Source organism: Dactylosporangium salmoneum (genome assembly GCF_039532525.1).
In the GTDB taxonomy this organism is placed as follows: domain Bacteria; phylum Actinomycetota; class Actinomycetes; order Mycobacteriales; family Micromonosporaceae; genus Dactylosporangium; species Dactylosporangium salmoneum.
In genome coordinates this window covers 110,777-137,458 of record NZ_BAAARV010000062.1, presented here as the reverse complement: position 1 = coordinate 137,458, position 26,682 = coordinate 110,777, and the positions used below count along the sequence as shown (strand labels likewise).

The window sequence follows — 26,682 nt, the reverse complement described above, 5'->3', positions numbered from 1 at the left end:
CCGGCGGCAATGCCCGGCGAACACGCTCGCCGGGCGGTGGCTCACTGCAACTGTTCGGTCAGCCCGTAGGTCTTGGCGATGATCTCGCGCTGGATCTCGCTGGTGCCCCCGTAGACCGTGGACACGACGGACGACCTGACCAGGCGCTCCATGTCGAACTCGGTCGCGTAGCCGTAGCCTCCCATCATCTGCATCGCGTCGAGGGCGACGCGGCGGGCCGTCTCGGTGGCCTTGAGCTTCGCCATCGAGGTTTCCCGCGGCAGCACGGTGCCCGGGGCGCGGTCGACCTGCCCGGCGGTGGTGTAGACCAGCAGCCGGGCGCACTCGATCTCGGTGGCGAGGTCGGCCAGGCGGTGCCGGATCACCTGGAACGCGCCGATCGGGCGGCGGAACTGGCGCCGGTTCTTGACGTAGTCCACGACGTCGTCGAACGCCCGCTGGGCGGTGCCGAGCATGACGCTGGCGAGAATCAGCCGCTCCATGTTGAGCCCGGCCATCAGCTGCCGCCAGCCCTGGTCGATCTCGCCGACCACGGCGTCGGCGGGCAGCACGCAGTCGGTGAAGTACAGGTCGTTGACCTCGCGGCCACCCATGGTCTCGATGCCCGTGATGGTCAGGCCGGGCGTCGAGGTGGGAACCAGGAACATCGTCAGGCCGGTGTGGTCGCCGGCCCGGCCCGACGTGCGGGCGACGAGCAGGATGTGCTCGGCGAGATGCGCGTTGGAACACCACGTCTTCTGGCCGTTGACGACGAACTCGTCGCCGCGGCGCTCGGCCCGGCAGCTCAGGTTGGCCACGTCGGAGCCCGCCTCCGGCTCGGACATCGCGATCGCCTCGATGACACCCCGGGCCACCCCGCTGAGGATGAGCTTCTTCTGCTCCGGCGAGCCGAACCGCTCATAGGCGGCCGCGGTGATGATCGAGGTGGTGAAGCCGCCGATCGGCGCCATCGCCCTGGCGGTCTCCTCCAGAAACAGGCACAGCTCGACCATGCCCGCGCCGCCGCCACCGAACTCCTCCGGCAGCGACAGGCCCAGCCAGCCGAGGTCCGCCAGCTTGCGGTACAGCTCCGGGCTGTGGGGCTCCCGTCCGCCGTCAGTGAGCTCCTGTCGTTGCGCCCGGGTGCCGGCCTCGCGGCTGCAAAACTCCCGCACGGCCGCGACAAAGGACCGTTGCTCGTCGCTCCATTCCACAGCTGTTCCTCCAGCGTCACAAGGGGATTGACAGCAAGGCTAGACTATCGAATATCAAATGTCAGGAGGTCGACCGATGACGTCCCTCGTTGAGCGCCCCCGCCGGCTCCACGTCGTCGACCCGGTCACGGGAGAGCCCGTCACCGATTACGACATCGCCGACGAGGCCACGGTGCACAGCGTCGTTCAGCAGGCGCGCGAGGCCGCGGGCTGGTGGGCCGGGTTGCCCGCCCGGCAGCGCCGCCGCCACCTGCTCGCGTTCAAGACACTCGTCGCGAGCCGGATCGACGCGCTGGCCGGGCTGATCCGGGCCGAGACCGGCAAGCCGATCGCCGGGGCGCAACTGGAGGTCATGCTCGCCGTCGAGCACCTGGACTGGGCGGCCCGCAACGCCGGGCGCGTGCTCAAGCGGCGCTCGGTGTCCTCCGGGCTGCTCGCGTTCAACCAGGCCAGCTCGGTGCGGTACGTCCCCTATGGCGTCGTCGGCGTGATCGGGCCGTGGAACTATCCCGTCTACACGCCGATGGGGTCGATCTCGCACGCGCTGGCCGCCGGCAACGCGGTGGTGTTCAAGCCCAGCGAGTTCACCCCCGGCGTCGGCGTGTGGCTGGCGCAGTGCTGGTCCGAGCTGCTCCCCGGCCATCCGGTCCTGCAGGCCGTCATCGGCGACGGTGCGACCGGGGCGGCGCTGTGCCGCTCCGCCGTCGACAAGATCGCCTTCACCGGGTCGGCGGCGACGGGGCGCGCGGTCATGGCCGCCTGCGCCGAGCGGCTGACCCCGGTCGTGATCGAGGGTGGCGGCAAGGACGCGCTCATCGTCACGGCCGATGCCGACCTGGAGGCGGCTGCCCGGGCGGCGGTGTTCGGCGGCCTGGGCAACGCCGGGCAGACGTGTGCCGGGGTCGAGCGCATCTACGTCGAGCGGGCCGTCTACGAGCCGTTCGTGTCCACGCTGGCCGACCTGATGCGACAGGTCAAGCCCGGTGGCGAGCCGGACGCGCCGTACGGTCCGATGAGCACGCCCGCCCAGCCCGGCATCGTGCTGGGCCACGTCACTGACGCGGTCGCCCGGGGCGCGCGGACGGTGGTCGGCGACGCGAGTTCGGTGCGGCCTCCGTTCGTCGAGCCGGTCCTGCTGACCGGCGTCCCCGAGGACAGCGCGGCGGTGACCGACGAGACGTTCGGTCCGGTGATGGTGGTGAACCCGGTGGCCGACGCCGACGAAGCGCTGCGCCGGGCGAACGCCACCACCTACGGGCTGTCCGGCTCCATCTTCACCCGGCACCGCCGCCACGGGCTGGCGCTCGCCGCGCGGCTGCGGGCGGGCGCGGTATCGGTCAACTCGGTGCTCGGCTACGCCGGCGTGCCGTCACTGCCCTTCGGCGGCGTCGGGGACTCGGGCTTCGGGCGGGTCCACGGGGCGGACGGCCTGCGCGAGTTCAGCCGGCCGATGTCGGTGACCTGGCAGCGGTTCCGGCCGCCGATCGACCTGATGACGCTGCAGCCGACCGCTTCGGCCATGCGGATCTCGCTGGCGATGTTCAAGTGGCGTCATGGTCGCCGGTGACTCACCCGCTCCAAACCCCCAGATCGTCGAGATGCTTGACCAACCGCTCGGCGCCGTCGGTGAAGTGCCGGGCCATGACCGGCCGGACGGTGACCGGGTCATGGGCCTCGAGCGCGGCGAGCAGGGCCTCGTGATCGGCGAGCATGGTGGCCCGCCACTCCGGGTTGGCCGCGTAGAACCGCGACGGGGTGTAGCGCGTCGCGGCCCGCAGCATCCAGGACAGCTTCCGGGCGTCGGCCAGCCGGTTGATGCTGCGGTGGAACTCGAACTCGAGCTGCTCGACGCGGCCGATCTGCCTGGCCTGGACGGCCCGGCGCAGCCGCTCGTGCTGCTGCCGCAGGTCGTCGAGGTGCGCCGTGGTGATGCTGGCCGCCACCCGGGCGGCCAGCTCGCCGGCGATGTCGCCCTGCAGGCGGAACACGTCGATGATGTCCTGCCTGGACAGCGGCGCGACCACGTGACCGCGGCGCGGCTGCAGCTCGACCATGTCCTCCGCGCGCAGCATCAGCAGCGCCTCGCGCACCGGCGTGATGCTCAGCCCGGTCTCCTGCGCGACCTCCTCGAGCCGGATCCGTTCGCCGGGGCGCAGCTGGCCGGACATGATCCGGTCGCGCAGCAGGCTCGCCACCGTCTCTGACAGCTGAGGATGAGAAACGTCTTGGACCTTGCTCCGCTCTGCCACAGAGCCAAGAGTATCAAATGTCAAATGTCACAGGGAGCGCGCCGATGAGCCCGTCCGTGCTCGAGGCCGAGCCGGCCGGTTGTGGTCTGCGGGCCGCCACCCGCGCCGGAGTCCGCACGATCTGGTTCGATCGGCCCGACCGGCGAAACGCGATGACGCTGGACATGTTCCGCGACTACTATGCGGCGCTGCTGGCCGCCGACGCGGATCCGCAGGTGCGGGCGATCGTGGTGACCGGCGCGGGCGACTGGTTCTGCGCGGGCGCGGACCCGGAGGCGCTGCGGGCGCTGCTCGACGAGCGTGACCGTGACCGGCTGGTGAACGAGTTCGGCTTCGAACCGCACCTGCCGATGACGCTGGGAACGCCGATCGTTGCGGCGGTCAACGGCGGCGCCGCGGGCCTCGGCCTGGTCCACGCCTTGTACGCCGACGTGCGGTTCCTGGCGGCGCAGGCGCGCCTGGCGGCCGCGTTCAGCCGGCTCGGCCTCATCGCCGAGTACGGCAGCGCCTGGCTGCTGCCCCGGCTGGTCGGCGTGGGCAACGCCCTGGACCTGCTGGTGTCGGGTCGCAAGATCGACGCGGCGGAGGCGTTGCGGATCGGACTGGTGCAACGGGTACTCCCACGCGACGAGGTGCTGACCGAGGCGCAAGCCTATGCTGCCGATCTTGCCGCGCACTGCTCGCCGGCGTCCATGGCCGTGATCCGGCGGCAGATCTGGTCCGGCCTGGAGACGGGGGCCGCCGAGGCGACCGCCGACGCCGCCCGGTTGATGGCCGCTTCCCTGGCCGGGGCCGACTTCGGTGAGGCCCTCGCCGGCCAGGCCGAAGGGCGCGCTCCTCGCTTCGCTGCGAGGGCCGGCGCATGAGCGGCCGGAGCGAAGTGGAGGTGACGGCATGAACGGTCAGGAGCGAGGCGGAGGTGACGGCATGAGCGGCCCGCTGACCGGGGTCCGGGTTCTCGAACTCGCCGGCATCGGCCCGGGCCCGTTCGCGGCGATGCTGCTGGCCGATCTCGGCGCCGACGTCGTGCGGGTCGACCGGCCGGAGCCGGGTGCGCTGTCGGCCGGCGACCCGAGCCGGGACCTGCTCAACCGGGGCAAGCGGTCGGTCGTCGTGGACCTCAAGCATCCCGACGGGACCGAGGTGGTCCTCGGACTGGCCGAGCGGGCCGCGATCCTGATCGAGGGCTGGCGTCCCGGAGTGGCCGAGCGTCTCGGCATCGGGCCGCAGGCCGCGCTGGAGCGCAGCCCGGGTCTCGTCTACGGCCGGATGACCGGATGGGGACAGCAGGGACCGCTGGCCCGGGTGGCCGGTCACGACATCGGCTACATCGCCGTCGCCGGGGGGCTCCACCCGATCGGCCGCGCCGGCGGGCCGCCGCAGATCCCGCTCAACCTCGTCGGTGACTTCGGCGGCGGCGCGCTCTACCTTGTCGCCGGCTGCCTGGCGGCGCTGCACGTGGCTCGGACCACCGGTCGCGGGCAGGTCGTCGACGCCGCCATCGTCGACGGCACGGCGCACCTCACCACGATGTTCTCCGGCCTGCTCGCCGGCGGAGCCTGGCAACCCGAGCGGGGCCGCAACCTGCTCGACGGCGGGGCACCGTTCTACGACGTCTACGCGACCGCCGACGGCGGGCACATGGCGGTCGGCGCCCTGGAACCCCAGTTCTACGCCGAAATGCTGCGGCTGCTCGGGCTGGCCGAGGCGGACCTGCCGGCCCAGCACGACGTCGCCGGATGGCCGGTGCTGCGCGCCCGCTTCGCGGAGGTCTTCGCCACCCGCACCCGCGACGAGTGGGCGAAGCTGTTCGAGGGCACTGACGCCTGCGTGGCGCCGGTGCTGTCGCTCGCGGAAGCACAGCACCATCCGCACCTGGTGGCGCGCGCGACGTTCGAGGAGCACTTCGGCGTCCGCCAGCCGGCGGTGGCGCCCCGCCTGTCGCGGACACCGGGAGTGGTCGGCGGCAGACCGCCGGTGCCGGGCGCGGACACCGAGACCGTGCTCACCGAGTGGGGCCTGGGCACGCAGGTACGGCGGTGGCTGAGCAACGGCGCCGTCAGCCAGACACAAGGAGCTCACTGATGCGCATCGCGACACCGCTGGCCTACGCCACGGATCCCAGGGCCGGCGCGGACACCGTGGCCGCCTGGGAGGACGACGGACTCGACGTGGTGTGGGTGTCGGAGGCCTACGGCTTCGACGCGCCGACCGTCATGGGGTACCTCGCCGCCAAGACGACCCGGCTGCACATCGGCTCCGCGATCCTGCCCATCTACTCGCGCACCCCGGCCCTGCTGGCACAGACCGCGGCCGGGCTGGACGCGATGTCGGGCGGGCGGGCCATGCTCGGGATCGGGGCGTCGGGACCGCAGGTGATCGAGGGATGGCACGGCGTCGCGTACGACCGGCCGCTGGCACGGACCCGCGAGGTGATCCGGATCTGCCGGCAGGTGTGGCAACGCGAGACGCTGGTCAACGACGGCATCTACCGGCTGCCGTTGCCGGCCGGGGAAGGCACCGGCCTCGGCCGGCCGCTGAAGATCCTCACCCACCCGGTCCGGGACCGCATTCCGATCTACGTGGCGAGCCTGGGCGACAAGAACGTGCAGATGACCGCCGAAGTCGCCGACGGCTGGCTGCCGTTTCTGTACGACCCCGAACGCGCGGCCGACGTCTGGGGCGCCGCGCTGGCGGCGGGAAGCAGCAAGCGAGCCGGCGATCTGGGACAGCTCGAGGTCGTGGCCGGCGGCCCGCTGGCCATCGGCCCGGACGTGACCGGCCTGCGCGACCTGGCCCGGCCGCTGGTCGCCCTGTACGTCGGCGGCATGGGCGCCAAGGGCCGCAACTTCTACCACGACCTGCTGTGCCGCTACGGCTACGCCGCCGAGGCGGACCGCATTCAGGAGCTGTACCTGGCCGGTCGTAAAGAGGAGGCGGCCGCCGCCGTGCCGGCGCAACTGCTGGAGCGCACCAGCCTGATCGGGCCGGAGAGCTACGTGCGCGACCGCGTCCAGGCCTATCGCGACGCCGGCGTCACGATCCTCAACGTCACGCCGCTGGGTGCCGACCCGCGACGCCTCATCGCCGCGGTCAAGGACATGGCCCGGTAACGACCTGGCTCAGTTGGGAGCTGACGCACATGGTGAACCGCACCATCTTCTCCGCCGACCACCTGGCGTTCGCCGAACTGGTGCGCGCCTTCATCGACAAGGAGATCGCGCCGCATCACGAGCGCTGGGAAGCCGAGGGCATCGTCGACCGTGGCGTGTGGCAGGCGGCCGGCGCCGCCGGGCTGCTGGGCTTCTTCGTCGATGAGCGGTACGGCGGGGCCGGGGTGACGGACCGGCGCTTCAACGCCATCCTCACCGAGGAGATGGCCCGGGCGGGCGCGAGCGGCCCGGCGTTCGGGTTGCACAACGACATCATCGGGCCGTACCTCACCGATCTGACCAACGACGAACAACGGCAGCGGTGGCTGCCGGGCTTCTGCTCCGGCGACATCATCACCGCGATCGCCATGTCGGAACCGGGGGCCGGCAGCGACCTGCAGGGCATCACGACCACCGCGGTGCGTGACGGCGACAGCTACGTCCTCAACGGGCAGAAGACCTTCATCAGTAACGGCATCCTGGCCGACCTGGTCATCGTGGTGGCCCGCACCGACCCGGCGGCGGGGCACCGGGGGATCAGCCTGCTGGTCGTCGAGCGGGGCATGGCCGGCTTCGAGCGCGGCCGCAACCTCGACAAGATCGGGCAGAAGGCGCAGGACACCGCCGAACTGTTCTTCGCCGACGTCCGGGTGCCCGCGGCCAATCTCCTCGGTGCGGAGGGCCAGGGCTTCGCCTACCTGATGCGCAACCTGCCCTTCGAGCGGCTGTCGATCGCCGTCGCGGCGCTCGCCGGGGCCGAGACGGTGTTCGAGCAGACCCTCGCCTACTGCAAGCAGCGCCAGGCGTTCGGCCGCCCCATCGGCAGCTTTCAGCACAACCGCTTCGTGCTGGCCGAACTGGCCACCGAGCTGCGCCTCGGCCGCGCCTTCGTCGACCAGTGCCTGGCCGAGCCGGAGCTCACCGCGGAGACGGCGGCGATGGCGAAATGGTGGTGCACCGAGCTGCAGCACCGCATCGTCGACCGCTGCCTGCAGCTGCACGGCGGCTACGGTTACATGCGCGAGTACCCGGTGGCCAAGGCGTATCTGGACGCCCGCGTCCAGACGATCTACGGCGGCACCACCGAGATCATGAAAGAGGTGATCGGCCGGTCACTCGGCCTGTGAACCCTGTTCCAGCATCGGCACGAGGAACCGCCGGGCCACGGCGCGTAGCTGTGCGGCGTCGTCGAGGTCGACGACGTGGCTGGGAGTGACCAGGAAGGAGCAGGTCAGCCGCGTCATGAGTTCGGCCACCACCTCGATGTCCGCCGCGGCGGAGATGTTGCCGGCGCGTTGCTCGCGGCGCAGCTGGCCGGCGACGAACCGCTGCACCGTGGCCAGCGTCCGCCCGCCGTCGCTGATCATCGAGGGGATGAGCACGTCCGGCTCGGTGGCCATCAGCCCTCCGATCAGCGGGTTGCGCCGGATGGCCTGCAATGCGCTGACGAAGCCCAGCACCACCCGGTCGCCGACGGTCGCGGCCTGCTGGATGTCGACGAGGAACCGGTCGAAGTAGCGGCGGAACTCCCGGCGGACCACCTGCTCGACCAGCGCGTCCTTGGTAGCGAACCGGCGGTACGCCGTGATCCGGGAGACGCCGGCCCGCCGGGCCACGTCCTCCATGGTGGACCGCCGGATGCCCATGCGGCAGAACTGCTCGTAGGCGGCGTCGAGGACCCGCCGCGTCACCTCGTCGTTGTCGTCGTCGGCGGCCCGTTCCAGCGCCTCGGTGAAGGCGCGTTCCAGCAGCGACTCGGCGCCGGAGGCGGTCCCCAGCGCGGACAGCAGCGGTTCTGCGGTGTGCCCGTCGTGACCTGCCGCGGACAGGCCGGGGGATGATGCGTTCGCCGAAGCGGTCCGGGCCATGGTTGTCCTCCCCGTGCGATACGTCGACGCGAGTCTTGTATCACGGTACCAACCATGGGCCCGGACCCCCGGGCGCCGCTCCTTACCCGCCGTAGAGGGCGTCGATGCTCGCCCGGTGCCGCTCGGCGATGATGCGGCGCCGCAGCTTCAGGGTGGGGGTCAGCTCGCCGGACTCCGGCGTCCAGCTCGACGGCAGCACCTGGAAGGTCTTGACCTGCTCGGGCCGGGCGAGCTTGGCGTTGGCGGCGTCGACGGCGGCCTGGACCTCGGCGAGCAGCAACGGCTCCGCGGCCAGGCCGGGCAGCCGCGCGTCGCCCATGCCGCGCGCTCGAGCCCACTGGGGTGCGACCTCGTCGTCGAGCACGATGAGCGCGGTGACGTACGGCCGGCGGTCACCGATCGCGACCGCCTGGCCGATGAGCGGGTGCGCGCGCAGCAGCCCCTCGATCCGCGCGGGTGAGATGTTCTTGCCGCTGGACGTGATGATGAGTTCCTTCTTGCGGTCGGTGATGGTGAGGAAGTCGTCGTCGATCGTGCCGACGTCGCCGGTGGCCAGCCAGCCGTCCGGGTCGGTGACCGGCTCGACGCTGCCGTCGGCGCCCAGATAGCCCGCGCAGACCAACGGCCCGCGCACGAGGATCTCGCCGTCGTCGGCGAGACGCACCTGCATGCCCGGGTTGGGCCGGCCGACGGTCCCGGTGCGGAACCGCTCGGGGGTGTTGATGGTGGCCGTGCCGGTCGTCTCGGTCATGCCCCAGACCTCCAGCACGTCCACGCCGAGCCCGGCCAGGAACCGCAGGACCTCGACCGGGATGGGTGCGGCGCCGCTGCCGGCCCAGACCATGTTGTGCAGGCCGAGCGTCGTGCGGATCGGCCGCAGCACCGTGGCGTCGGCCTGCGCCAGCCGGGCGGCCAGCTCGTCGGGCACCGGGCGGCCCGCCGCGCGCAGCTCGTACGCCTCCAGCGCCACGGCGCTCGCCGCGTCGAACGCGGCCCGCATCGCCGGATCCGCGCCCGCCAGCTGGGCCTGGACGCCGGCGGCCATCTTCTCCCAGACCCGCGGCACGCCGAAGAACGACGCCGGCCCGACCGCGCGCAGCGCCGGGACCAGCTGGGCCGCGTCGGGGCAGATCGTCACGTGACCTGCGCGGTAGATGGGGTTGTAGATGCCCAGCATCCGCTCCGCGATGTGGGCCAGCGGCAGATAGGCCACCGTCGGCCCGTGATCGGGGACGGTCACCGTGGCCTCCAGGACCACGGCCTGGTAGATGACATTGTGGTGGCTGAGCACGACGCCCTTCGGGTCGCCGGTCGTCCCGGAGGTGTACAGCAGCGTCACCGGATGCTCGGGCCGGGCCTCGCGCCAGCGCCGCTCGAACGCGCCCGGGTCGCGCCGGTGTGCCGCCTGCCCGATGGAGCTGACGTGCGACAGCGCCACCGTCGCCAGAGTCATGTCACCCGGGTCGGCCTCGTCGACCAGCACGATCCGGCGCAGGTTCTTCAGGTCCGGCAGGATCGGCCGCCAGCGGGCCAGCTCGGCGGCGCCTTCCAGCACGAGCACCTGGGCGCCGCTGTGTACGGCCAGGTACCGCAGCTGATCGGTGCTCAGCGTCGGGTACACCGTGGAGGGCACCGCGCCCAGGTGGACCGCGGCGAGGTCGACCAGCCAGTGTTCCGGCCGGCTGGACATCATGATCAGCATGTGGCCGCCGGGCTTCAGCCCGATCTCGGCCAGCCCGAGGGAGAGCGCGGCCACCTCCTGGTGCAACTGGCCCCAGGTGCGGGTGTCGTCGCGGCCGAGCGTGCTCAGCGCCGGCCGGTCGGCGAACTCGGTGGCGTTGCGGTGCAGCAGGGCCGGAATGGTCAGGTCGGCGGCGGTCTTGGCGCATTGATCGGCAAGGGTGTCGGCAGGGTCCACGGGGTGCTCCTTCAACCGTGACCGGGCGGGGTGTTCGGTCGAGTGCGGCCGGCGTGCCCCCTCGGCGCGGTGCCGTCGAGGGCTCCACGGCCTATACCGGCACTGTAAACGAGGACTAACTTTCTGGGAAGTAGCTCGCGTCTCGTGGTTCGTTCGGAATCATGAGCGCGAACGAGGACTAACTAGTCGGCTCCGCCAGGCGCCGGACCGGGCCATGGGGAGGTGCACGGTCCCGCCGTCGTCTGGGTGTCGCGCACCGCCGGGCGCCGACCGGCCTTCCATGGATCGTGATCGTTGGCTCGGCGCCCCGATGCCCCGGCCCGTTGGCGGGGCATTCACGTCACTGACGGGCCCGGACGAGAGATTGACGTCGGTCACGACGGCATTGTGATCGCCGACACAATGTGCTCTCATCGGTGATACGCGGACGCAATGTGCGTTTCATCGTATCAATCAGCTCTCGACCTCGAGGAGGAGCGAAGCGTGGAACCTCTCAGCAGGCGCAGGATGTTGATGGCCGGCGGTGCGCTCGGTGCGCTCGGCGCGCTGAGTGTCGCCGCGCCCGGCCGGGCGCAATCGGTGTGGACGTGGTCCGGCTCGGGTTCCGTGGCGGGCACCGGGGCCACCACCGACCCGCGCTGGGTGTGGGACGAGGAGGCCGACCCGCTGGTCGCCTCGCTCATCGATCGCGGCGACGTGCCCGCGGTCAACGCGCTGCTGCGGACCTGGACCAAGAACGGCCAGCCGCTGCCGGACGGCCTGCCGGCCGACCTGCGCACCTTCATGGAGAGCGCGCGCCAGCTGCCCTCATGGACCGACCGGGGCAAGCTGGCCCGGGCGGCCGACTTCAACACGAGGCGCGGCCTCTACCTCGGCGTGCTCTACGGCCTGGCCAGCGGCATGATGAGCACGGTCATCCCGAAGGAAGCGCGCGCCGTCTACTACTCCAAGGGCGGCGCGGACATGAAGGACCGCATCTCCAAGACCGCCAAGCTCGGATACGACATCGGCTCGTTGCATGCCTTCGAGCCCGACGGCGAGATGATCGTGACCGCCGTCAAGACCCGGCTGGTGCACGCCGCGGTGCGCCATCTGCTGCCGCAGTCGCCGGCCTGGGTCCAGGCCGCCGATGAGGAAATCCCGATCAGCCAGCGGGACATGATGGTCACCTGGCACAGCCTGCCCACGACGGTCATGCAGAAGCTCACCGCGTGGAAGGTGCCCATGCCGGCCGCCGACTCCGACGCCTTCCTGCACTCCTGGCAGGTGGGCGCCCACCTGCTCGGCATCAGGGACGAGTACATCCCCGCCTCGTTCACCGAGGCCAACGCTCAGGCCAAGCAGGTCCTCGACCCGGTGCTGGCCCCGACGGCCGAGGGCCTCGTGCTGTCCGACATCCTGCTCAACCTCGGCTCCGGCATCGACGGCGCCATCCTGACCAAGCCCATCCTGGGCGCGTTCACCCGCTTCCTGCTCGGCGACAAGATCGCCCAGTGGCTGCAGATCCCCCGGGAACCGATCTGGGACCCGCTCCTGCAGGCGGCCTGGGGGCCCTTCATCGCCGTCCGGGAGGGTCTGCTGCCGTTCCCGCTCGCGCCGCAGGCCTACTGGTTGTTCGACGAGTTCCTGCGCAAGGCGGCCCTGCTCTTCCTCTCCGAGGCAAAGCCCATCAGCATCGAGATCCCGGTCGCCAACCGCCCGTCCTGACCGGCACGGCCTGAGCCACCAGGTACGCGAAGCCGTCCGCGCCGGCACCCGCCGACCGGCGTCCGCCTCGCCCGGGCCCGGGCGAGGCGGACGGAGGCTAGCGCTCGAACCAGACCCGCAGCTGCTTGGCCGCCTGGGCCAGGGCGACCTTCCCCGCCTCGAGGCTGCCCGACATCGCGAAGAAGCCGTGGATCATCCCCTCGTACCGGGTCACCACCACCGGCACGCCGTCGTGGGCCAGCCGCGCCGCGTACCGCTCGCCCTGGTCCCGCAGCGGGTCGTACTCCGCGGTGATGACGAGCGCCGGCGGCAGCCCGACCAGCGTCTCGGCCATCATCGGGGAGACGAGCGGGTTGTACACGTCGTCCGGGTCGGTGAGGTAGTGCGAGCGGTACCAGGCCACCGAGTGATGGTTGAAGAGGTACGGATCGTCGCTGCCCCGCATCGACTCGTCCGCGTCGGCCCGCTCCGTCTGGTCCGTGTTCGGGTACATGAGCAACTGCCCGGCGAGCGCGGGCTGCCCGGCCTCGGCCGCCATGAGTGTGAGGGCGGCCGCGATGTTGCCGCCGGCGCTGTCCCCGCCGACCGCGATGCGGCCGGCATCCGCGCCGAGCGTCGCGGCGTTGGCGCACACCCACTCGGTGGCGGCCCAGCAGTCCTCGATGGCGGCGGGGAACGGGTGCTCGGGGGCCAGCCGGTAGCCGGGCACCACGACGATGCACCCGGCCGCGTTGGCCAGGCTGCGGGCGATGCCGTCGGCCGTGTCGACGGTGCCGAGCACCCAGCCGCCGCCGAAGAAGTACATCAGCACGGGCAGGTCCGGCTCCGCGCTCGGCCGGTAGGCGCGCACCACGAGCTTGCCGCCCGGGCCGTCGATCCAGTGGTCGAGGACCTCGTGCACCTTCTCCGGCTGCCCGCCCGCGGCGCGGATCGAGGCCAGGTCGGCGGCGCGGGCCGCGTCCAGGGTCATGGTGTAGAGCGGGGCCACTTGGTCGCGTTCCTTGCGGTCGCGCATCGCCTGCACCTGCGGGTCGAGCGGCATCGTCGCAAATCCTCCAGTCGCTCGGGTCTAGAACTGCGCCGACAGCCGATCGATCAGGGCCGCCGCCGCGATCATATGGCTGTGCTCGTTGCCGTGCAGCCCGTCATCCCCCGTGAGGGCCTCGCCGCGGGCGATCGCCGGGTGCTCGGACAGGTCGACGTGGACCGTGCCGAGTGCCGCGGCCAGCGCGTTGGTGCGCCCCGCCAGGCAGGCCATGCGCCGCGCGAATCCGGCGCCCAGCCACGGCGGCATGTGCGGGTACTCGCGCATGACGAACACCGACACGGTGAGCACCAGCGCGCCGGCCTGCTGCAGCGGGCGCACGATCGCGGCCAGCGCGGCGTCGACCGCGTCGGCGCGGGCCTCGTAGCCGGGTCGCATGGCGTCGTTGGCCCCGCACACCACGAGGGCGAGGTCGGGGCGGAAGGCCAGGGCCGCCGCGAGTTGCACGTCGCGCACCTCGGCGGCGCGCAGGTTGCGCACGCCCAGGTTGCGGTACTCCAGGTCCGGCCGCGCCGCGGCCAGCTCGTCGCGCAGGAGGTCCGCGAAGCCGCCCGGCTGCTCGACGACGCTGTCGCCGAGGACGGCGAAGCGGCGCCACGGATGGCCGCTCAGCCGGGCGCCGACGGGGGACTGCAGCGCATATTCCGGTGCCATGTAGGCCTTTCGGCTCATGCGGGAGCGGGCGGTGTACCGATAGGCTATCGCCTATGAGGGCGCCGCGGTGACACAGATACTCACCGCAGCGGACTATCGGAACCCGGCGCAACGGCTCGTCGAGCCCGACGTGTGGGACTTCATCGAGGGCGGCGCCGAGGACGAGCGGACCGTGGCGGCCAACCTGCGCGCATTCGACCGGGTGCGGCTGCGCCCGCGGGTGCTGGCCGGCGTCTCGGAGGTCGACACCGCCGTCTCACTCTTCGGACGCGACTACGCGACGCCGATCGGGGTCGCGCCGACCGCGTACCAGCGGCTCATCGACGCCGACGGCGAGGTGGCCACGGCCAAGGGCGCGGGCGCGGCGGGCGCGCTGTTCGTGGTCGCCATGTTCGCCAGCCGCACCATCGAGGACATCGCCGCGGCGTCCTCCTCCGGGCTCTGGCTGCAGCTGTACTGGCTGCGCCGCCGCGACGTCCTGCAGTCCATGGCCGAGCGGGCCGAGGCGGCCGGCTACGACGCCATCATGCTCACCGTCGACGTGCCCCGGATGGGCCGCCGCTGGCGGGACGTGCGCAACGGCTTCACCATCGGCGGCGACGTCGCCGCGGTCAACATCGAGGCCGGCGTGATGGCGGCCGCGCACGAGCGCGACGAGGGATCCTCGGCCGTGGCCCGGCACACCGCCGCCACCTTCGACCCTGGCCTGGTGTGGTCCGACCTCGCCTGGCTGCGCGGGCGCACCAGGCTGCCCCTGGTGCTCAAGGGCATCCTGACCGCCGAGGACGCGACGCTGGCCGTCGCGCACGGCGCCGACGCGATCGTGGTCTCCAACCACGGCGGCCGGCAGCTCGACGGCGCGGTGGCCAGCCTCGACGCGCTGGCCGAGGTCGTCGGCGCGGTCGGCGGCGCGATCCCGGTGCTGCTCGACGGCGGCGTGCGCCGCGGCGCCGACGCGCTGGCCGCCCTGGCCCTGGGCGCCCACATGGTGCTGCTGGGTCGGCCGCCCCTGTGGGGCCTGGCCGCCGGGGGCGCCGAGGGCGTGGCCGGCGTGCTGCGCGCCACGACGGACGAGCTCGCCCACGCGATGGCCCTGGCCGGGCGGGCGAGCCTGGCGGACCTGGACCGCACCGTGGTCCGAAACCAGCCAACGGGAGGCGATGCCTGACATGGTGGCGCTGTCGCGCGAGGAGCTGCACGCGTCGGTCATCGACCCGGTGGCGGCCTCGATGAACTTCCTCAACGAGATCGCCGGGCGGTTCCCGGCCGCGATCTCGCTGGCCGCCGGCCGGCCCTTCGACGAGTTCCACTCGGTCAGCGACGTCGAGAAGCACACCCAGGCGTACCTCACCCACCTGCGCGAGCGCGGCCTGCCCCCGGCCCAGACCCGGCAGCTGCTCACCCAGTACGGCCGCACCAACGGCCAGATCGGCGACCTCATCGCCCGGATGCTCGACGTCGACGAGAACATCCAGGTGCCGGCGGCCGCGGTCATGGTGACGACCGGCTGCCAGGAGGCGATGATCATCGCGCTGCGCGGCCTGTGCGCCGGCCCGGACGACGTCGTGCTGGCCGCCGAGCCCTGCTACGTCGGGCTGACCGGCGCCGCGCGCATCCTCAACATCGAGGTCGTCGGCGTGCCCGAGTCGCACGACGGCCTGCGCCCGGAGACGGTCCGCGAGGTGGCCGCGGCGACGAGGGCCCGCGGCAAGCGGCCCCGCGCGCTGTACCTCGTGCCGAACTTCGCCAACCCCTCCGGCGTCTCGCTGCCGGTCGCCCGGCGCCGGGCCCTGCTCGCCGCCGCGGCCGACGAGGACCTGCTCATCCTCGAAGACGACCCGTACGGCCTGTTCGGCCTCGACGACGAGCCCCGCCCGACGCTCAAGTCCCTCGACGCCGACCAGCGGGTCATCTACCTCGGCTCGTTCGCCAAGTCGTACTTCCCGGGCGCCCGCGTCGGCTACCTCGTCGCCGACCAGCCGGTGGTCGACGCGGCCGGCCGGCACACCCTGCTGGCCGACGAGCTGTCCACGATCAAGAGCATGCTGACCGTGAACACCTCGGCGCTGTCCCAGGCCGTGGTCGGCGGCATGCTCATCGACTCCGGCTTCAGCCTGCGCACCGCAAACCAGGCGAAGATCGCCTTCTACCGGCACAACCTGCTGACCCTGCTGGACGCGCTGCGGCGGTACTTCACCGGCACCCCCGTGCGCTGGAACAGCCCCAGCGGCGGCTTCTTCGTCGTGGTCGACGTCCCCGTCGACGCCACCGAGGAGCTGCTGGAGGTCTCCGCCCGCGAGCACGGCGTGCTGTGGACCCCGATGCGCTTCTTCTACGTCAACGGCGGCGGCACCCACGCGATCCGGCTGTCCTGCAGCGCCCTGGAACCGGAGCAGATCGAGGAGGGCGTGCGCCGCCTGGCCGGGCTGCTCCTGCGATGACCACGGTCGGGCTCTGGCTGGTCGATCTGCGAGAGCCCTGCGACGAGCGGCTGCTGACCGGGCGCGACCGGGCCCGCCGCGACGCCCTGAGGGACCCGGGCGACCGCCGGCGGTTCGCGGCGGCCCATGCGGCGCTGAACCGGGTCGTCCGCGAACGACTCGGCGGTATCGAGCCCCGCTGGACCATCGGCCCGAACGGAAAGCCCGAAGTGGCCGGGCTCCAGGTGAACCTCTCCCACGCGGGGGAGCACGCGCTCATCGCCGTGACCGAGACCCGCCCGGTCGGCGTGGACCTGCAGGACCTCGGCCCCGCCCCGGCCGTCGAGGCGCTGGCCCGCCGCTTCTTCCCGCCGGGGGAGGCGGAGTCGGTCGCGGCGCACGGCCCGGCCGAGTTCGCCAGGCTGTGGGCCCGCAAGGAGGCCGTGCTGAAGGCGGCCGGCGACCGCCTCATGCGTGGCCTGGCCCTACCGGTGGCCGGTGACCCGCCCCCGGCGGTCGTCCACGATGGGGCCGCCTACGCGGTGGCCGACGTCGAGGCGCCGGACGGCTACCGGGCCGCGATCGCGCTCGCCGGCCCGGAGCCGTTCACCGTCCGAGTGGACTGTCATCCGAATGCACTGACGCAGAGGTACCGCAGCGCGGGGTCGTAGTCGACCAGCACCACGGGCCCGTCGACCGACGCGAGCGCCTCCCAGACGCCGGTCATCGGCTGGGCCGGGTCGGCCAGCAGTACCGAATCCGCCTTCACGTCGACGTGGGCCAGCGACCCGCCGAGGATCACGGTGGCCGGCGTGAGGTCGCCGAGCAACCCCTCCACGTCGGCGAGCTCCACGCCCGGCACGATCCTGGGCACCGCTGCCTCCAGTGTGGACGGTCCCAGGTGGACGGCCACGGCGCAGTGCGCGGCCGGCACCTCGACGGGCACGCCCGGGTCGTACGGCAGCCCGGACTGCTCGGCGACCAGGAGCAGCGCCCGCGGGTACGTGCCGGAGCGGGCGTAGTCGTGCAGCAGCCGCAGCGCGGTGTGCGCCCCGGCCCGGCCCTGGTCGGTGACGGCGAAGGCCATCGGCGTGCCGGGGCAGGCGTGGCTGAGGTACGTCGCCGTGGCCCGCCCGGGCGCGATGTCCGGGATGTCGTACGCGAGGATGAGCGCGTCCACCGGCTCGTCCGGCAGCAGCGGCACCGCCATCTCGCCGTAGGACTGGCCGGCCTCCGGGTGCGGGCCGAGGACCAGGCCGTACGGGGCGAGCATGTCGGTCAGGTACTTGGTCAGCAGCGCCGTGTGCGCGGCGTCCGCCGAGCGGTCCGCCGGGTGCGGGAACCGCCGGGCGGCGGCGCCGCGCAGGCCCCACGGCACGCTAGTCCTCCTCGTCGAGCAGGTTGCCGGCGACGTAGCTGGCCAGCGTCCCGACCGTCTCGAAGTCGTCGCGGCCCAGGTCCTCGACGCTGATCTCGCGCTCCAGCCGGTCCTCCAGCTCCAGCACCAGCTCCAGGCCGGTGGTCGAGCTCATCCCCAGGTCGTCCATGAGCGTGGTGCTCTCGGACGCGTCGGGCACCTCCCGCTTCAGCACGCGGGGCAGCAGGGCGCAGATCGTCTCCACGACGTGCTCGCGCAGCGCGGGGTCGACGGTGATGGTGTCGGACACGGTGGTTCCTCCAGAAGTCAGTGCTCGAAGACCATGGCGGAGAAGGTGGCGCCCCGCCCGGCCCCGGCCGCGGCGATGACGTAGCGGTCCCCGGGCCGCAGCAGCCCGCGCTCGCACGCGGTGCGGTGGTTGATGAACGCGTCGGCGCAGAACACGTGGCCGTGGGTGGCGACGTGGTCGAGCAGCACCCGCTCCAGCGGGTAGCCGATCCGCTTGCAGGTGCGCTGCCAGGCCACCGCGTTGACGTTGTGCGGCAGGATCACCGCGATGTCGTCCAGCGCCACCCCGGCCTTGGCGGCCGCGGCGGTGACCGCCTCGCCCAGCGCGTCGTGGTAGATGCGCTGGAACTCCGAGGCCACCTCGTCGTGCTCGCCGTCGAACTCGCCGCGCAGCCGGGCCACGAAGGACAGCAGCCGGTCGCGCTCGCCGGACGCGGCGACCAGGCACGCCGACGCGCCCTCGCCGAACATCGTCGTCTCCGCCACCATCCGGGCCTCGGAGGTGAACGCCTTCTCCCCGGCCACGACCACCGCGAGGGCGCCGTCGCCGTCCGCGGCCAGCAGCCGCCCGGCGAGGTCGACGGCCAGCAGCCCGGACGCGCAGGCCTGCTGCCCGACCGAGAACGCCTGCGCGTGCCCGAGCCCGGCCGCCGCGAGCGCCTCGTGCAGCGGGTTGTGCGGGTACGGCACCACGTTCGGGAACGTGCGCGCGTACAGCACGTACCGCACGCGCCCCCGCTGCTCGTCGGTCAGCGCCAGGTCGTCGAGCGCCCGCCCGAGCAGCCCGGTGAGGGTCTCCTCGCCCCGGGACGCCTCGCCCAGCTTGTGATACCGCCGGAACACCCGAACCTGCATCGGGGTCAGCTCGAACTCGTCGGCGAGCGCCTCGATCGGCACCCGTCCGGCGGGCACGTAGGTCCCGATCCCGGCCAGCACGGTCATCGCTGCCCACCTTCCAAGAGCCCGAGCGCCGTTTGTACGGCCAATGCTTCCGCCCTGCGCACCAGCGCCTCGGCGCCGGCCGGGGCCAGCCGCCCCGCGTCGGTGAACACGGTCAGCAGGAACGCGCCGCCCGCCGCGTCGTCCACGTCCACGCTGAGCGGATCGAAGGGGTCGTCCTGGGCCACGGTCCACCGGAACCGCCCGGGCGGCGCGGCCCGCAGCTCGTCCGGGCCGGGCACCTCGCCGGCGAAGCCCTGCCGGCTGGCGACGCGCCGGTCGTTGTACCAGAGCCCGGCCTCGGCGTCGACGCCCAGCCCGGCGGCGAGCGCCGCGGTCGCGTCCGGGTCGACGTAGGCGTACTTGTAGCCGGCCATCGCGGCCGCCCCGACCCGCCGCAGCGCCTCGGCGAACGGCAGCGCTTCGCCCGACGGCCCGCGGACGTCGGCCACGCAGATCCCGCGCTGGGCGACCATGGCCACCACGGTCTCCAGCCCGCGCCGGAATCGGTTGCTCACCATCGGCCGCAGCACCGCCGGCCCGCCGTCCTCGGTGGCCGCGACCGCCAGCAGCGCCATGAGCACCTGCGAGGAGTCGGCGTCGGCCTTCTCCGACAGCACGTGCAGTGCGGTCGGCAGCGCCGAGGAGACGAGCTCGCCGCGGTAGTACCGCGGTCCGTCCACGTCGGACACCGGCCGTGCCGGTGGCAGCCGCCGCAGGGTCCGTTCCCAGTGCCGCAGCGCGGACGCGTTCTGCCGCTGCCCGGCCGCCCCGCCCTGCCACTCGGCCAGCTCGAGCGGCTGCATCCCGGCCGTCGGCTCGGCGGTGCCCTCGGCCTGGTGCCGGGCCACCTCGGACAGGAAGATGCGCCCGCCGAGGCCGTCGGTCACCAGGTGGGTCATCACCGTGGAGAGGTGCGTGGGCACGCCGCGGTGGCGCACGACCGCCATGCGCACCGGCCACTCCTCGACGAAGTCGTACGGGCGGGCCCGGTCGCGGGCGTCGAGCGCGGCCACGAACGCCTCCGGATCGGCGTCGTCCGGGCAGTCGTAGACGTCCAGGCCGACGGTGCCGCGGTCGGCCACGCACTGCAGCGGCCGCCCGTCGGCGGCGAACCGCAGCCGGGTCCGCATCGGCTGGTACCGGGCCATGATCCAGCGCAGCTCGGCGGCGACGCCGGCCACGGTGGTGCCGGGGGCCAGCCGGCTCCAGCCGCCGATGGGCAGCCAGGAGCGCTGCCGCAGCATCGTCAGCCAGATCTCGCGCTGGCCCCAGGTGAGCTCGCCGAGCCCCGCCCCCGGCCCGGCGAACCGCACCGGGATCCGAAGGGCCGGGCGGGGCATGGCGGGGGGCGAGGAGACGCTAGGCATTTGCCATCTCGGCGAGGTGGCGCTGGCGCATGAGGAACTTGCGCACCTTGCCGGTCGGGCCGACCACGATGTCGTCGTCGGGGAACACCACCACGCGCCGCAGCGTCGCGCCGGCGGCCGGGGTGAGCGCGGCCCGCACCTCCTCGGTGTGGTCCACCGACGGGTCGGCCCCGGCGTGCAGGGACAGCAGCACGTCGGTGACGACGCCGCCGTCGGCCGCGCGCACCGAGACGACCGTGCAGTCGCGCACGTCGGGCACGGCCCGCAGGATGCGCTCCTCCGACATGGCGGTGTAGAGCCACTCGCCGCCGCCGAGGTCGACGGAGTCCACCGCGCGGTCGACGTGGTAGTAGTAGCCGTCCTCGTCGCGGTACATGAGGTCGCCGGTCAGGTAGTAGCCGGCGAGCCGGTTGCGGTAGGTGTTGACGTGGTCGTTCCAGTAGCCGGGGGCCAGCGTCGGGGACTTGAGGCCGAAGTGGCCGACCGCGCCGACCGGCACCTCCGTGCCGGTCTCGGTGTCGAGCAGCGCCACGTCGGCGAACACGTGCGGGACGCCGACGCAGCGGCCGTAGCGCTCGGTGTCGCTGCGGTGCGTGATGTGGAAGGCGGAGTGGCCCATCTCGGTCGAGCCGAGCCCGTCGACGAAGCTGGAGCCCTTGACCCGGCTCACGCCCTCGCGGGTGACGACCATCCGGCTGCCGGCGTTGACCAGGTGCCGGATGTGCGGCTCGTGCGCGCAGTCGCCGGTGTTGAACCACAGCGAGACCGAATCGAGCTCGTGCGCGTCGAGGTCGAAGCGGGCCAGCTCGGCCCACGTGACCGCGAAGCCGAACACGCCGGTCGGCTTCCACCGCTCGATCGCCTCGATCACCGCCGCGCCGTCGTCCTGCCGGGACATGAACAGCAGCTCGGAGCGGTTGCTCAGGGCGTGGTTGATGGTCATGATGCCGGCCGCGTGCGGCGCGGGCAGCGTGCTGAGGATGCGCTCGGTGCCCTGGGCGCGCGGGCCGCTGAGGCGGATCCGGCGGGTGGCGTGGAAGAGGCTCGCGTGCGAGTGCACGACCGCGGTCGGCATCCGGGTGGTGCCGGAGGAGTGGGTGATGGCGATCGGGTCGTCCGGGTGGTGCCGGAAGGCGACCGGGGCGGACGCCGGGTCGCCGGTGCCGGTCTCGGCCACGTCGTGCACGGCGATGCCGGCGAGGTCCAGACCGTCCAGCCGCTCGCGGTGCTCGGCGTCGGTGAGCAGCGCCACCCCGCGCAGCTTGCGGATGTACTCGGCCGCAATGTCGCCGGGGATGTTCGGGTTCATCAGCGCCGGGATGGCTCCGAGCCAGGTCAGGCCCATCCAGTTCAGGAAGCAGTCGGCCGCGTGGGTTACGTAGATGGCGACCGGGTCGCGGCGGCGGATGCCGGCCGCGTGCAGCCAGGCGGCCCGCGCGGCGGCCCGGGTGTACAGCTCGCCGAGGGTCAGCCCCTGCCACGCCGGGAAGCCGTCGACCGGCGTGTCGAACGCCATGCCGGGCCCGTCCAGCGGCGCGCCGTGCTCGATCAGCTTGTGCAGCACGTTGCCGGCGCCGACGGTCGGGTCGGCGGCCAGCGCCGCGCGGATGTTCGTGGACGCCATGGGTGTCTCCTCGGAAGTCAGGTGTGCGCGAGCTTGGCGACGTCTTCGATGGCGGCCCTGATCTGGGCCCGGCTGGGCTGCAGCGCGAGGTCGAGCTCGCGGGCGAACGGCAGCACGGCGCCGTCCGGGCGGGTCACCCGCCGCGGCGGCGCGATCAGGCGCATGCCTTCCGCCGCGGAGGCCAGGATCTCGCCCGCCATCCCGCAGGAGCGGTTGGAGTCGTCGACCACGACCAGGCGGCCGGTGCGCTCCAGGGAGGCGGCCAGCCCTGCCCAGTCGAAGGGGTGCAGCGTCCGCGGGTCGAAGACCTCCACGGACACGGTGCCGGCCAGCTCCTCGGCCACCGCCAGCGCGTCGTGCACCAGATGGCCGACGGCGACCACGGTCACGTCCTCGCCGGGCCGGTGCACCCGCCCGACGCCGAGCGGGATCGGGGCCAGGGCGGCCAGGTCGACGTCGGCCCGCACCCCGACCGCGCCGGCCGGGGCGAAGACGACCACCGGGTCGTCGTCGCGGATCGCCGAGGCGAGCAGGCCGTAGGCGTCGGCCGGGGTGGCCGGCACCACGGTCTTGATGCCGACGTGGGCGAAGAGGCTGTACGGGTGGTCGGAGTGCTGCCCGGCCCACCCGCCGCGCGAGCCGGAGCTGGGCAGCAGGTACGTGACCGGCACGTGTGCCTGGCCGCCGGTCATGAGCGAGAACTTGTGGGCCTGGTTGGCGATCTGCTCGAAGGCCAGGAACAGCAGCGCCGGGATCTGGAACTCGATCAGCGGCCGCTGCCCGGCCAGCGCCGCCCCGGTGGCGAAGCTGGTGAACGCCTGCTCGGAGATCGGCATGTCGATGACCCGTTCGGGTCCGAACTTCTTGTGCAGGCCGGTGGTCACGTTGCTCACGGCGACGCGCACGTCCTCGCCGAACACGCACACCGCGGGGTCGCGCTCCATCTCGGCGGCGATCGCCCGGTTCAGGGCCTTGAGGTACGACAGGATCGTCATCTCACGCCCCCGCCCGCACGCGCAGCCCGTCGGCGTAGAGGTGCTCCAGCGCGTCGGCCGGGTCGGGGTGCGGGCTCTCGCGGGCGAAGCGCACCGCCAGCTCCAGCAGCGACTCGATCTGCGCGTCGATGTCCGCCCGCTCCTGCGGGGCGAGCCGCGCGCCCTGGATCTCCAGCGGGTCCCGGGCCATGCCCGCGGCCACCTCCTCGTCGGTGCGGTAGCGCGGCCGGGCCGCGTGCTCCCAGGTGTGGTGGGCGTCGAACCGGTAGGCCAGGCACTCGACGAGCGTCGGGCCGCCGCCGCAACGGGCGCGCTCGACCGCTTCGCGGGCTGCCCGCAGTACGACTTCCGGGTCTGTGGCGTCCACGGTGGACGCGGGAATGCCGAAGGCGGCGGCCCGGCCCGTGACCGTGCCGGCCTGCGCCTCGGCGAAGCGGGTGGTGGTGGCGAAGCCGTTGTTCTCGCACACGAAGACGACCGGCAGCCGCCACAGCGCCGCCAGGTTGAACGCCTCCAGCACCACGCCCTGGCTGACCGCCCCGTCGCCGAAGTAGGTGACGAAGACCTGGTCCCGGCCGGCCCGGCGGGCGGCCCAGGCGGCCCCGGCGGCGATGGGCACCGCGGCGCCCACGATCGCGTTGGCCCCGAGGATGCCGATCGAGAAGTCGGCGGCGTGCATCGAGCCGCCCCGGCCCCGGTTGAGCCCGGTGGCCCGGCCGGCCAGCTCGGCCATGGTCCGGGCCGGGTCCGCGCCCTTGGCCAGCACGTGGCCGTGGCCGCGGTGGGTGCTGGTGATGACGTCGCCGGGCCGCAGCGCGGCGCAGGTGCCGGCCGCGATGGCCTCCTGCCCGAGGTACGGGTGGATCCCGCCCACGATCGTGCCCTCGCGGACGAGCTCGATGGCCCGCTCCTCGAAGCGCCTGATCAGGCGGACCGTGCGATACAGGAGGCTTACCGTATCGGCCGGTAAGCCCAGCAGCCCGGCGGCGTCACTCACACAAACTCCTTCAGAGGAACACGAATCAGACGGCCAGGACGGATTCGTCGATCTTGGCGAGGATGCCGCTCCACAGCTTTGCCCGCGCGGTCAGCGCGAGGTTGATGGTGTCGGCACACTCCTCCCACTTGGCCTCGTCGTCGCCGCACAGGTCGGTGACCATCTGCATGGCCATCGGCGTGTGCTCCTCGCCGTCGACCTCGATGTGCCGGGCCAGGTAGTCCACGAACGTGCCCAGCTGCCCGTCCTGCTCGTTGACCTTGATGACCTGCTGGAACATGTCCGGGATGAGGTCCTCGCGGCCGAAGGCGAACGCCGCCGCCTGGCAGTGGATCGGCGCGGTCTCGATGAGGTGCCAGGTCAGCCGCACGAACTCGGCAGACGCGTCCGGCACCCCGGCCTGCTCCATCGCCGCCGGCACCGGGGTCCCGGCCCGCAGCAGCTCGATGAAGCCGTCGATGACCGTGCGGTCCGCGCCCGCCTCGGTCATGCCCAGCAGGTACAGCTCGAAGTGGCTGATGAACCCGCCGCGCAGCTCGTCGCTCTCCTCGACCAGGACGATGTCGTTGATGAGCCGCCGGCTGCCGGTCGGACCGGTCGGGATCCACGGCACCTCGACGCAGGTGAGGTTGCGCTGCAACGACTTCAGCAGCGACATGAAGTCCCACACGGCGAAGACGTGGTGCTCGAGGAACGTCCGGATGGCCGGCAGGCTTTCCAGGCGGCCGTAGATGGGATGGGTGACGACATCGTTGCGGGCGGGGGCGATGAGGGCCTCCAGCCGGTCGATGCCCGGGTGCCGCTGGCCCCAGTCGTAGCGGGACATGTCCAACTCCTTCGTTGTTCTCCCTAGGCGTTTCGCCAGAGCACGGGGCAGAACTCCGGATCGGCGTAGTCGGGACGCCCATCCTCGGTCCGGCGCACCAGGACGTCGTGGTTGTAGGTCACGGCGTCGCCGGTGGAGAGGTGGAACTGGCGGTACTCATTGCCGCCCGGCTGCAGGTGGAACGAGATTGCCCGGCGGGGGTGGGCGCTCACGTTCGCCCCGCTGCCGTGGTACGTGCGGCAGTGGTGGAAGCTCATGTGTCCCTTGGGGATGAGCATCGGGACCTTGCGCACCTCGGCCTGGTTGTGCGCCGCGTTGTCCTCGAGCATGCGCTCCAGGTCGCTGCGGTCGCGGTCGGCGAAGTGGCGGGTGGTGGTGTCGTCGGCGCCGATCTCGCGCCAGCGGTGGCTGCCCTCGACCATGGTGATGGTGCCCATGTCCACCCCGCAGTCGTGGAAGGGGATGAACGCGGTGAGCATGTCGTCGGACGTGCACGTCTGCCAGTAGTGCCGGTCGAAGTGCCAGGGCACGACGTTGGACGGCTCCCCGGCGATCGGCGGCTTGTAGATGAGCGTCGACTGGAAGACGCGGATCTCGTCCGCCTGGGCCAGCCGGGCCGCGACCGCGCCGACGATCGGCTTGCGCAGGATCCGCGCGATGTCGTCGTGCTCGTAGTGGACGTAGTCGTTGTGCCGCTGCACGGGGCCGTGCTCGGGCTGCCAGTAGGCCAGCCGGGGCGGGCGGGCGGGGAGGGTCCGCGAGCGCTCGCCCGCGTAGAACCGCTCGCTGGCCGCGACGAGCGCGTCGACCTCGTCGTCGGTGAAGAGCTTCCGGGTGAGGTACCACCCGTTGCGTGCGTACGCCTCCACCTCCTCGTCGGTGGGCAGCAACGCCAGCTCATCCTCCGAGAGCGCGAAGTCTCGGGTCACCGAAATGGTCACAGTGCGGTCCCTTCAGAAAATGTGGTGTTGCGCACCGCCGCCAGCTCTCGCTCCTTCGCCGCGTACAGCGCGGGGATGTTGCTCGTGCCGAACGTCCGCGCGCCGTGGCGGTCGATGAGCTCGTTGAAGTACGTCCGCCGGATGTGCGTCGACTTCGCGAAGATCTGGTACATCTGGCCCCAGTGGTCGCGGTCGACGAGGATGCCGATCGGCCGCAGGTCCTCGACGGGGACATCGACCTCGCCGAGGCGCGCGCCGAGCATGTCGTAGTAGCTCGACGGGGTCTGGGCGAACTCGACTCCCCGCGCGCCGAGCGTCCGCACCGCGGCCACGATGTCGTGCGTGCTGAAGGCCATGTGCTGCACGCCGGCGCCCTCGTGCCAGGCCAGGAAGTCGTCGATCTGGCCGGCCCGGCGGCTGATGTCGGGCTGGATGAGCGTGAAGGTCACGCCGCCGGAGGGGCTCTGCACCACCTGCGACTGCATGCCCTGCTCGCCGACCTCGATGTACTCCTCGAAGATCATGTCGAACCCGAACGCGCGGCGGTAGAAGGCCACGGTCGCCTCGAGCTCGCCGGCCGGCAGGCACACCGCCGCGTGGTCGATGGCGTGCAGCAGGTCGTCGTCGGACGGCCCGTCCGGGGCCATGGACGTGTCGAGCAGGCCCGGCAGGAACGCGCCGCCGCCGGGCGCCCGCTGCACGAGCCGGTGCGTCACGTCACCGAAGCCCGACACCTCGGCCACCACCACCGACGAGTCACCGGACTCGAGCCGCCGGGGCGCCTCGATCGGGGTGGCCCCGCCGTCGACCGCGGCCGCGAAGGTCGCCTCGGCGTCGGTGCAGCCGAACGCGACGACGGCCACGCCGTCGCCGTGCTTGGCCACGTACCGGCTCGCCCGGTGCCCGCTGCTGAGGCCCGACGTGAGCAGGATCCGGATGTCGCGCTGGCCCAGCAGCACGCTGCGCTGGCCGGCCAGGCCTGTCTCCGGGCCGCCCTGCCCGTGGACGTGGAAGCCGTACGACGCGCACAGCTGCTCGGCCGCGGCGCGCGCATCGCCGACGTACATCTCGATGTGGTCGGTGTCGAGGATCTGCATGGTGCCTGCTTCCTGTCTGGT

Annotated in this window: 25 protein-coding genes; 9 read left to right on the top strand and 16 right to left on the bottom strand. The window is 72.5% G+C overall.

All coding sequences use genetic code 11. The annotated features are described in order from the left end of the window. Positions 1-41 precede the first annotated feature (41 nt). Positions 42-1,193: an acyl-CoA dehydrogenase family protein gene (locus ABD352_RS32445; RefSeq protein WP_344616329.1), complete on the bottom strand. Its 1,152-nt coding sequence runs from the start codon at positions 1,191-1,193 to the stop codon at positions 42-44. A 76-nt stretch (positions 1,194-1,269) separates the two neighbouring features. Between ABD352_RS32445 and ABD352_RS32440 the strand changes: the two genes are divergently transcribed. Then, a complete protein-coding gene (locus ABD352_RS32440; RefSeq protein ID WP_344616328.1) occupies positions 1,270-2,760 on the top strand; it encodes an aldehyde dehydrogenase family protein in 1,491 nt (496 codons plus the stop codon). Position 2,761: 1 nt separating this feature from the next. On the opposite strand, the gene ABD352_RS32435 is transcribed toward ABD352_RS32440, so the two are convergent. Then, positions 2,762-3,442 (bottom strand): GntR family transcriptional regulator, encoded by a 681-nt coding sequence (locus tag ABD352_RS32435; RefSeq protein ID WP_344616327.1) that lies wholly within the window; start codon positions 3,440-3,442, stop codon positions 2,762-2,764. Positions 3,443-3,486: 44 nt separating this feature from the next. On the opposite strand from ABD352_RS32435, the gene ABD352_RS32430 reads away from it, so the two are divergent. From ABD352_RS32430 to ABD352_RS32415, 4 genes are all read left to right on the top strand, one after another. Continuing rightward, positions 3,487-4,308: an enoyl-CoA hydratase-related protein gene (locus ABD352_RS32430; RefSeq protein WP_344616326.1), complete on the top strand. Its 822-nt coding sequence runs from the start codon at positions 3,487-3,489 to the stop codon at positions 4,306-4,308. A 61-nt stretch (positions 4,309-4,369) separates the two neighbouring features. Continuing rightward, the gene (locus ABD352_RS32425) at positions 4,370-5,527 is read left to right on the top strand and encodes a CaiB/BaiF CoA transferase family protein (RefSeq protein ID WP_344616325.1); all 1,158 of its coding nucleotides are present in this window, start codon (positions 4,370-4,372) and stop codon (positions 5,525-5,527) included. Then, complete coding sequence (locus tag ABD352_RS32420; RefSeq protein ID WP_344616324.1) at positions 5,527-6,555, top strand: LLM class F420-dependent oxidoreductase; 1,029 nt, start codon at positions 5,527-5,529, stop codon at positions 6,553-6,555. The genes ABD352_RS32425 and ABD352_RS32420 overlap by 1 nt, the downstream gene beginning before the upstream one ends. A 32-nt stretch (positions 6,556-6,587) precedes the next feature. Next, the gene (locus tag ABD352_RS32415) at positions 6,588-7,721 is read left to right on the top strand and encodes an acyl-CoA dehydrogenase family protein (RefSeq protein ID WP_425553719.1); all 1,134 of its coding nucleotides are present in this window, start codon (positions 6,588-6,590) and stop codon (positions 7,719-7,721) included. Here the strand turns inward: ABD352_RS32415 and ABD352_RS32410 are convergent. Both ABD352_RS32410 and ABD352_RS32405 read right to left on the bottom strand, forming a co-directional pair. Further along, entirely contained in the window at positions 7,707-8,462 is a 756-nt protein-coding gene (locus ABD352_RS32410; protein ID WP_344616322.1) for a TetR/AcrR family transcriptional regulator, read from the bottom strand. The two genes, ABD352_RS32415 and ABD352_RS32410, sit on opposite strands and share 15 nt — an antisense overlap. 82 nt (positions 8,463-8,544) lie before the next feature. After that, complete coding sequence (locus ABD352_RS32405) at positions 8,545-10,380, bottom strand: AMP-dependent synthetase/ligase (protein ID WP_344616321.1); 1,836 nt, start codon at positions 10,378-10,380, stop codon at positions 8,545-8,547. Between the two features lie 483 nt (positions 10,381-10,863). Here ABD352_RS32405 and ABD352_RS32400 point away from each other — a divergent pair, with 483 nt between their 5' ends. Next, complete coding sequence (locus ABD352_RS32400; protein ID WP_344616320.1) at positions 10,864-12,087, top strand: oxygenase MpaB family protein; 1,224 nt, start codon at positions 10,864-10,866, stop codon at positions 12,085-12,087. A 97-nt stretch (positions 12,088-12,184) separates the two neighbouring features. Here the strand turns inward: ABD352_RS32400 and ABD352_RS32395 are convergent, their stop codons facing one another. After that, positions 12,185-13,129 (bottom strand): alpha/beta hydrolase, encoded by a 945-nt coding sequence (locus ABD352_RS32395; protein ID WP_344616319.1) that lies wholly within the window; start codon positions 13,127-13,129, stop codon positions 12,185-12,187. A 27-nt stretch (positions 13,130-13,156) separates the two neighbouring features. Then, positions 13,157-13,804, bottom strand: coding sequence for a GDSL-type esterase/lipase family protein (locus ABD352_RS32390; RefSeq protein WP_344616318.1), 648 nt, complete (start codon positions 13,802-13,804; stop codon positions 13,157-13,159). A 49-nt stretch (positions 13,805-13,853) separates the two neighbouring features. Here ABD352_RS32390 and ABD352_RS32385 point away from each other — a divergent pair, with 49 nt between their 5' ends. From ABD352_RS32385 to ABD352_RS32375, 3 genes are read left to right on the top strand one after another with little or no spacing between them, the layout of a single operon-like run. Beyond that, positions 13,854-14,954: an alpha-hydroxy acid oxidase gene (locus tag ABD352_RS32385; RefSeq protein WP_344616317.1), complete on the top strand. Its 1,101-nt coding sequence runs from the start codon at positions 13,854-13,856 to the stop codon at positions 14,952-14,954. Beyond that, positions 14,947-16,227, top strand: coding sequence for an aminotransferase-like domain-containing protein (locus ABD352_RS32380; RefSeq protein ID WP_344616316.1), 1,281 nt, complete (start codon positions 14,947-14,949; stop codon positions 16,225-16,227). Before ABD352_RS32385 ends, ABD352_RS32380 begins: the two co-directional genes overlap by 8 nt. Next, complete coding sequence (locus ABD352_RS32375; protein WP_344616315.1) at positions 16,224-16,877, top strand: 4'-phosphopantetheinyl transferase family protein; 654 nt, start codon at positions 16,224-16,226, stop codon at positions 16,875-16,877. Before ABD352_RS32380 ends, ABD352_RS32375 begins: the two co-directional genes overlap by 4 nt. Here ABD352_RS32375 and ABD352_RS32370 read toward each other — a convergent pair. Genes ABD352_RS32370 through hppD form a run of 10 tightly spaced genes read right to left on the bottom strand, consistent with a single transcriptional unit; the run spans position 16,832 to position 26,661 of the window. Continuing rightward, positions 16,832-17,584 (bottom strand): 2-hydroxy-acid oxidase, encoded by a 753-nt coding sequence (locus ABD352_RS32370; protein ID WP_344616314.1) that lies wholly within the window; start codon positions 17,582-17,584, stop codon positions 16,832-16,834. The genes ABD352_RS32375 and ABD352_RS32370 overlap by 46 nt on opposite strands. Position 17,585: 1 nt before the next feature. Then, the gene (locus tag ABD352_RS32365; protein WP_344616313.1) at positions 17,586-17,873 is read right to left on the bottom strand and encodes an acyl carrier protein; all 288 of its coding nucleotides are present in this window, start codon (positions 17,871-17,873) and stop codon (positions 17,586-17,588) included. Between the two features lie 17 nt (positions 17,874-17,890). Further along, a complete protein-coding gene (locus ABD352_RS32360) occupies positions 17,891-18,814 on the bottom strand; it encodes a 3-oxoacyl-[acyl-carrier-protein] synthase III C-terminal domain-containing protein (protein WP_344616312.1) in 924 nt (307 codons plus the stop codon). Then, positions 18,811-20,181 carry a condensation domain-containing protein gene (locus ABD352_RS32355; RefSeq protein WP_344616311.1) on the bottom strand — a complete coding sequence of 457 codons (1,371 nt, stop codon included), beginning with the start codon at positions 20,179-20,181 and terminating at the stop codon, positions 18,811-18,813. The genes ABD352_RS32360 and ABD352_RS32355 overlap by 4 nt, the downstream gene beginning before the upstream one ends. Then, positions 20,174-21,805, bottom strand: coding sequence for a class I adenylate-forming enzyme family protein (locus ABD352_RS32350; protein ID WP_344616310.1), 1,632 nt, complete (start codon positions 21,803-21,805; stop codon positions 20,174-20,176). The genes ABD352_RS32355 and ABD352_RS32350 overlap by 8 nt, the downstream gene beginning before the upstream one ends. Positions 21,806-21,822: 17 nt before the next feature. Then, positions 21,823-22,800, bottom strand: a complete 978-nt coding sequence (locus ABD352_RS32345) for an alpha-ketoacid dehydrogenase subunit beta (protein WP_344616309.1) — start codon at positions 22,798-22,800, stop codon at positions 21,823-21,825. Position 22,801: 1 nt separating this feature from the next. Further along, positions 22,802-23,797, bottom strand: coding sequence for a thiamine pyrophosphate-dependent dehydrogenase E1 component subunit alpha (locus ABD352_RS32340; protein WP_344616308.1), 996 nt, complete (start codon positions 23,795-23,797; stop codon positions 22,802-22,804). Positions 23,798-23,822: 25 nt separating this feature from the next. Further along, positions 23,823-24,623, bottom strand: coding sequence for a DUF3050 domain-containing protein (locus ABD352_RS32335; RefSeq protein ID WP_344616307.1), 801 nt, complete (start codon positions 24,621-24,623; stop codon positions 23,823-23,825). A gap of 23 nt (positions 24,624-24,646) precedes the next feature. Continuing rightward, positions 24,647-25,558, bottom strand: coding sequence for a phytanoyl-CoA dioxygenase family protein (locus ABD352_RS32330; protein WP_344616364.1), 912 nt, complete (start codon positions 25,556-25,558; stop codon positions 24,647-24,649). 2 nt (positions 25,559-25,560) lie between these two features. Further along, positions 25,561-26,661, bottom strand: coding sequence for a 4-hydroxyphenylpyruvate dioxygenase (gene hppD / locus ABD352_RS32325; RefSeq protein ID WP_344616306.1), 1,101 nt, complete (start codon positions 26,659-26,661; stop codon positions 25,561-25,563). Positions 26,662-26,682 lie beyond the last annotated feature (21 nt).

Bases quoted from the DNA above. Each gene is read 5' to 3' on its own strand.
- ABD352_RS32440 (WP_344616328.1), top strand. From the start codon at position 1,270: ATGACGTCCCTCGTTGAGCGCCCCCGCCGGCTCCACGTCGTCGACCCG.
- ABD352_RS32430 (WP_344616326.1), top strand. From the start codon at position 3,487: ATGAGCCCGTCCGTGCTCGAGGCCGAGCCGGCCGGTTGTGGTCTGCGG.
- ABD352_RS32425 (WP_344616325.1), top strand. From the start codon at position 4,370: ATGAGCGGCCCGCTGACCGGGGTCCGGGTTCTCGAACTCGCCGGCATC.
- ABD352_RS32420 (WP_344616324.1), top strand. From the start codon at position 5,527: ATGCGCATCGCGACACCGCTGGCCTACGCCACGGATCCCAGGGCCGGC.
- ABD352_RS32410 (WP_344616322.1), bottom strand. From the start codon at position 8,462: ATGGCCCGGACCGCTTCGGCGAACGCATCATCCCCCGGCCTGTCCGCG.
- ABD352_RS32395 (WP_344616319.1), bottom strand. From the start codon at position 13,129: ATGCCGCTCGACCCGCAGGTGCAGGCGATGCGCGACCGCAAGGAACGC.
- ABD352_RS32390 (WP_344616318.1), bottom strand. From the start codon at position 13,804: ATGAGCCGAAAGGCCTACATGGCACCGGAATATGCGCTGCAGTCCCCC.
- ABD352_RS32380 (WP_344616316.1), top strand. From the start codon at position 14,947: ATGCCTGACATGGTGGCGCTGTCGCGCGAGGAGCTGCACGCGTCGGTC.
- ABD352_RS32375 (WP_344616315.1), top strand. From the start codon at position 16,224: ATGACCACGGTCGGGCTCTGGCTGGTCGATCTGCGAGAGCCCTGCGAC.
- ABD352_RS32360 (WP_344616312.1), bottom strand. From the start codon at position 18,814: ATGACCGTGCTGGCCGGGATCGGGACCTACGTGCCCGCCGGACGGGTG.
- ABD352_RS32355 (WP_344616311.1), bottom strand. From the start codon at position 20,181: ATGCCTAGCGTCTCCTCGCCCCCCGCCATGCCCCGCCCGGCCCTTCGG.
- ABD352_RS32350 (WP_344616310.1), bottom strand. From the start codon at position 21,805: ATGGCGTCCACGAACATCCGCGCGGCGCTGGCCGCCGACCCGACCGTC.
- ABD352_RS32345 (WP_344616309.1), bottom strand. From the start codon at position 22,800: ATGACGATCCTGTCGTACCTCAAGGCCCTGAACCGGGCGATCGCCGCC.
- ABD352_RS32335 (WP_344616307.1), bottom strand. From the start codon at position 24,623: ATGTCCCGCTACGACTGGGGCCAGCGGCACCCGGGCATCGACCGGCTG.
- hppD (WP_344616306.1), bottom strand. From the start codon at position 26,661: ATGCAGATCCTCGACACCGACCACATCGAGATGTACGTCGGCGATGCG.